Source organism: Aquitalea sp. ASV11 (genome assembly GCF_016429185.1).
GTDB lineage: Bacteria > Pseudomonadota > Gammaproteobacteria > Burkholderiales > Chromobacteriaceae > Aquitalea > Aquitalea pelogenes.
This window is the reverse complement of sequence record NZ_JAELUD010000327.1, coordinates 1-254: the sequence shown is the minus strand read 5'-3', so window position 1 is coordinate 254 and position 254 is coordinate 1. Positions and strand designations below refer to the sequence as shown.

The window sequence follows — 254 nt, the reverse complement described above, 5'->3', positions numbered from 1 at the left end:
CCCCCCCCCCCCCCCCCCCCCCCCCCCCCCCCCCCCCCCCCCCCCCCCCCCCCCTTTTTCAAGCAGAAGACGGCATACGCGATTATTGCGTTCGTCTCGTGGGCTCGGAGATGTGTATAAGAGACAGCCAGCAAACCGATGACCGCCCACCAGGCCAGCGGCTTGCCGCGCCAGCCCTTCACCAGCCGGATATGCAGCCAGGCAGCGTAGTTCAGCCACACGATCAGTGCCCAGGTTTCCTTCGGGTCCCAGCT

1 protein-coding gene is annotated in these 254 nt (G+C 67.7%); it reads right to left on the bottom strand.

Features of this window, described 5'->3' with window-relative positions; all coding sequences use genetic code 11:
* The coding region (gene ccsA / locus JHD62_RS22815) for a cytochrome c biogenesis protein CcsA (RefSeq protein WP_233161175.1) at positions 1–254 on the bottom strand (254 nt) is incomplete at both ends.